A 4,305-nucleotide genomic window follows, 5' to 3' on the forward strand; every position below is an offset into this window, starting at 1 on the left:
AATTGCTGTCATAAAAACAATCATAATATTGCATATTGTATAAAACATGCTAAACTACAAATGTAGCATATTAAAACAATAGTTGCTTAATATTACAATGGTGGTTGAAATGGGTATCCCAATTAGAATTAATGAATCAATTTATAATGATGCGAAGAAGGTTGCATCAGCTGAATTTCGCTCTATTCCCAACCAAATAGAGTATTGGGCTAAACTAGGGAAATGTGCTTTAGATAATCCTGATTTGCCTGTTGAGTTTATAAGAGATGTGCTTCTTTCTAAACTACAGGATAAATCATTGGCAGAACCATTTTATTTTGAAGACGAAAGTGAGTGAGATTCAAATAAGGCAAATGCCAGCTTTTAAAAAAGCATACAAAAAATTGGCAAATACCCATAAACTTGTTGTGAATGAAGTTATTCATGCCATAGTCAAAGATCCCAGCATAGGAGAAGAAAAGAAAGGTGACTTGTCTGGTGTTTATGTTTATAAATTCAAGATTAACCATCAGCAAATGCTTTTGGCTTATGAATGGGATTATGAAAACAGGATTTTAATGGCTCTCGGGGTCCATGAAAATTTTTATCGAGATCTTAAAAGAAAATAACAAAGCATGGAGTGCTAGATGAAGGCTATAAATCAGGAAGGGCAGAAAATAATAGATGAGTCGATATCGGTTCGCGAAACAAATAAGTTACTCATCATAGATAAGATAAGAACGGTGTTCACATGTATTAAACTTAATAACATTGATTCTGCTGAACAAGACATATTCGATGCATATGAACTCATACAGCAATCTCTACACAATACATTTATTTGTGTGGATGGTTTAATGCCTTTAGTTTTGAATGAAATCTGCGATTCTAGAAATCATAATAAATTATATGATATCGGTGAAAGATTATATCGTGATGTTTGTATGAAAATACCTTCTTTAAAAAATGAAAAATATGAGGGTCTAAATATAATCAGCTTTCAAAGAGCACGAATAAAAAGAATTATGGAAGATATCTATTATGATATTTGCTTGACTGAGCCGTTAGATAGCCTGATTTGATATCTTGAATTTGTCCATTAATGCCACTGAGATCATATAGTTACATTAAAAATGTGTATATTTATTTATATCAGATGAGGGTGGGGGTACTAATATTCTGCGGCAAATTAACACTCAATAAGTCTGATTACTGCGATAATCAGACCTTAACATCCAGCACGGGGCCCATCCATGACAGAGCCCCTTGGGCGCAAGAGCGCCCCAAGCTCGCTCTTTATTTTGGTCCAGGAGCAGGATGCCCGTTGCCAAGAGTGGTCGATGGTTCTTTTGAGTTCCTGGTGCCGGAAAACAGCCCTAACTGGCTCGCTGGAGGGATTGCGTACTGATTGCTCTCCTCCCAGCACTGCACAAGGGTGTCATAAAGCTCAATGAGCTCGAAACAATCCTCTGCGAGTTGCCTGGAGCACTTTATTTGGTGTTGTTTTGCATAACGATAAAAGGTCTGGGTCATGTCTTCCCGATTAGGTAATCCCTGTTGTGTTGCATACTCATCAAGAAGCGCTAGTGCATTGGTTTGCTCACTCATCGTTACCCACAGGTTTAAACGGTACTCTTTTGGGGGTACAGCAAGCTGTTGGTCGACCCAGCGTTGGAATGCCTCATCAAACTGTGCCTCATATTGTTTGCTCAGTGTGTTATAAAATACCTGCTTCTCCTCCTGGGTTGGATTAAAGTGCTCAAGAACAGTGCGCTCCTGCTCATCGGGTTCTTCCAGGGCCATCATTTTAAAATATACTTTTAACAACGCGCGGCACGAGTCATTGGTGAGTCGTGATTGAAATATCTGACGCATAAAGTCCCTTAGTTCCATGCTCAGGTGTTCTTTAGTCAACAGAGTCATCAAGGGATGTCCCTGAACGGCTTGAAATAAACGACGTTTCACGCCAGAGAAGCAACTGGGCTTATCGCCCTCCAAATCATCATACTCTTCACGAACGAGTGCTCCATTGGCCCTATGCTCCCGAGTCTTATCCCAATTAGGGGTGTGACAATCATTGGAACGAAAAGTTACTCTAAGCAATTTTCATTGAGAAAATATTTTGCAATAAATTTGGGGTCATGGAACCCCAAGTAGTTTCTTTCCATCTTCTCGTAATTCGCCTGTAGGGGCTACATGTCGATACAATGTTTGTTTGGTGATCCCAAGCTCGTCACATAAAGGGCCAATTTTCGTTTCGAGTTTGCCTAAAGAAACCATTGCAAGTCTAAGCTTTGCTGGGGTCATTTTATAAGGGCGTCCGCCTTTTCGACCCCGTGCACGCGCTGAAGCCATGCCCGCCAGGGTGCGCTCTTTAATTATCTCTCGTTCAAACTCAGCAAGTGCTGCAAAAATGCCAAAGACTAATTTTCCAGCCGCTGTTGTTGTATCAATAGCTGCGCCATGCCCAGTAAGTACTTTTAAGCCAATGTTTTTTTCAGTTAAATCATGAACAGTATTTACTAGATGATGAAGATTACGTCCCAACCGATCTAACTTCCATACAATTAATGTATCTTCCTCTCGTAATGCTTTCAGGCAATTTTGAAGACCAGGTCGATCATCTTTCTTCCCTGAAGCATGATCGTGATAAATGAACTCTTCTTTGACACCTTCTGCCAATAAGGCATCGCGTTGTAAATCTAACGATTGTGATCCATCAGTTTTTGATACACGCATATATCCAATAAGCATTGTTTCACCTATGTACTATGTAGCGGTTACAAAGTACGGAACCTGCGACCAGACACCGCCCTAATACCCTATAATTAAAATAGAATTAACGAAGAGTTATTGGATGTTACAAGTGTAGTTATTATTTTCTTCTACGTCTTCCGGATGCTCTTTATATTCCGGATGCTCTTTAGGGAGGAAAAAGTACATTTGCCGTCTCTTATCAAATCGTATGTTATGATCATCTCTACGAATATTTTTTTCACACTCAGCAAAATATTCTATTTGCTCTTTAGTAAATGTTGGTGGTTTAGTTGGGTGATATGACTGCCCCCCTTTAGCCATATATATTTCTAGTTCGTTTTGATCTATTGACTCAGTAGCATCGAGCAGATTAGTTACTTGATGCTTGCTTTCATTATTTTCCTGAAAAAAATTAGTAATTTTAGCTGGATTTAATTTTTCACCATTTTCTTGTAAATCCTCTTTTCTAGCCTTCATAAATTTAACCTTATCTATATAATTGAATAGTAACAAAAACGACCGGTTATGTGACTCAAGGAAAGTATTCCTCCGAATAAATAAAATTAGTCACTTTACTGGTAACTAAATTAACGTCTTTTAAACCATATTTCAAGTTGATTACATAACTTAAGTTGAGATACTATTTCCGGCCTTTGTGTATGAGGATATTTTTTGGACAAGCATGCCTGTTGATTTTTTAACTGATGAACAATATCAGAGCTATGCTCGTTATCCTGATAAACTTTCTCAAGATCATCTCGACAAATATTTTTACCTTGACGACAAGGATAGGGAATTAATTAATACATGTCGTCGTGATTACAACAAGCTTGGTTATGCTTTGCAATTAACTACGGTTAGATTTCTAGGAACCTTTCTTCCTAATCCAATTAATGTACCAAACGATGTTATTTGCTATCTTGCAAAACAATTAGATATGGAACCTACAGAAGACATTAAATTTTACCTGGATCGAAAGGCTACTCGATCCGCACATTGCAATGAAATCAAGACGCTGTTTGGTTATCAAGATCTCAGTGGTATCTGGGGATATCGATTAACTCGCTGGTTATACTCCCAAGCTTGGTATGGTAATGAAAGACCCGGTATTTTATTTGAACACTGTACATTATGTGTAACGGCTCGCGTCTATAAACCTCTCGGCTCGCAATCATCGCATTTTGTTGGCCCAAATTAATTGCGATTATAATTTAATTTCGGCTCACTTTAATTGCTTCTATCAAAGTTCTGGCTCACATTAACTGCGAATGAGCCCACTTTATTTGCAACTATATTTTTCATCCAAACCAAGCTCAAATAGAATTTTTTCCTCTAATTCTTCTGGGGAAGGTAGTGAGTCCTTGAGCTTATCTGGAACATTATGCGTAAGCTCATATCCTGCAACTCCGACAGGTTTATCAATGCCTCGAAGAGAGTATTCAACGTCAAACTTACTTCTTTCGCTGCATAAAATAATGCCTATTGACGGGTTTTCGTGTGGCTCTTTTACAAAATCATCCAGCAAATTTAAATATAAGTTCATTTTACCAGCATATTCAGCCTTGAATT

At 38.1% G+C, this 4,305-nt stretch carries 8 protein-coding genes; 4 read left to right on the forward strand and 4 right to left on the reverse strand.

Annotated features, from left to right (window positions below; all coding sequences use genetic code 11):
• Positions 1-109 precede the first annotated feature (109 nt).
• Genes Q0495_RS07125 through Q0495_RS07135 form a run of 3 tightly spaced genes read left to right on the forward strand, consistent with a single transcriptional unit; the run spans position 110 to position 1,061 of the window.
• The gene (locus Q0495_RS07125) at positions 110-337 is read left to right on the forward strand and encodes a hypothetical protein (protein WP_298624449.1); all 228 of its coding nucleotides are present in this window, start codon (positions 110-112) and stop codon (positions 335-337) included.
• Positions 330-608 (forward strand): type II toxin-antitoxin system RelE/ParE family toxin, encoded by a 279-nt coding sequence (locus tag Q0495_RS07130; protein ID WP_298624452.1) that lies wholly within the window; start codon positions 330-332, stop codon positions 606-608. Before Q0495_RS07125 ends, Q0495_RS07130 begins: the two co-directional genes overlap by 8 nt.
• Before the next feature lie 18 nt (positions 609-626).
• Positions 627-1,061, forward strand: a complete 435-nt coding sequence (locus Q0495_RS07135) for a hypothetical protein (protein WP_298624454.1) — start codon at positions 627-629, stop codon at positions 1,059-1,061.
• 214 nt (positions 1,062-1,275) lie between these two features.
• Here the strand turns inward: Q0495_RS07135 and Q0495_RS07140 are convergent, their stop codons facing one another.
• The 3 genes from Q0495_RS07140 to Q0495_RS07150 form a co-directional block, all read right to left on the reverse strand.
• Entirely contained in the window at positions 1,276-2,082 is an 807-nt protein-coding gene (locus Q0495_RS07140) for a hypothetical protein (protein ID WP_298624456.1), read from the reverse strand.
• Between the two features lie 36 nt (positions 2,083-2,118).
• Positions 2,119-2,733 (reverse strand): recombinase family protein, encoded by a 615-nt coding sequence (locus Q0495_RS07145; protein ID WP_298624458.1) that lies wholly within the window; start codon positions 2,731-2,733, stop codon positions 2,119-2,121.
• A 96-nt stretch (positions 2,734-2,829) separates the two neighbouring features.
• A complete protein-coding gene (locus tag Q0495_RS07150; protein ID WP_298624460.1) occupies positions 2,830-3,213 on the reverse strand; it encodes a hypothetical protein in 384 nt (127 codons plus the stop codon).
• Between the two features lie 205 nt (positions 3,214-3,418).
• Between Q0495_RS07150 and Q0495_RS07155 the strand changes: the two genes are divergently transcribed.
• Positions 3,419-3,934, forward strand: coding sequence for a DUF4158 domain-containing protein (locus Q0495_RS07155; RefSeq protein ID WP_298624462.1), 516 nt, complete (start codon positions 3,419-3,421; stop codon positions 3,932-3,934).
• A gap of 81 nt (positions 3,935-4,015) precedes the next feature.
• Here Q0495_RS07155 and Q0495_RS07160 read toward each other — a convergent pair.
• Positions 4,016-4,305 (reverse strand): PDDEXK nuclease domain-containing protein (locus tag Q0495_RS07160; RefSeq protein ID WP_298624464.1); only part of this gene is annotated, 290 nt, incomplete at its 5' end.

The sequence above is a fragment of the uncultured Legionella sp. genome (assembly GCF_937871865.1).
In the GTDB taxonomy this organism is placed as follows: Bacteria; Pseudomonadota; Gammaproteobacteria; order Legionellales; family Legionellaceae; genus Legionella.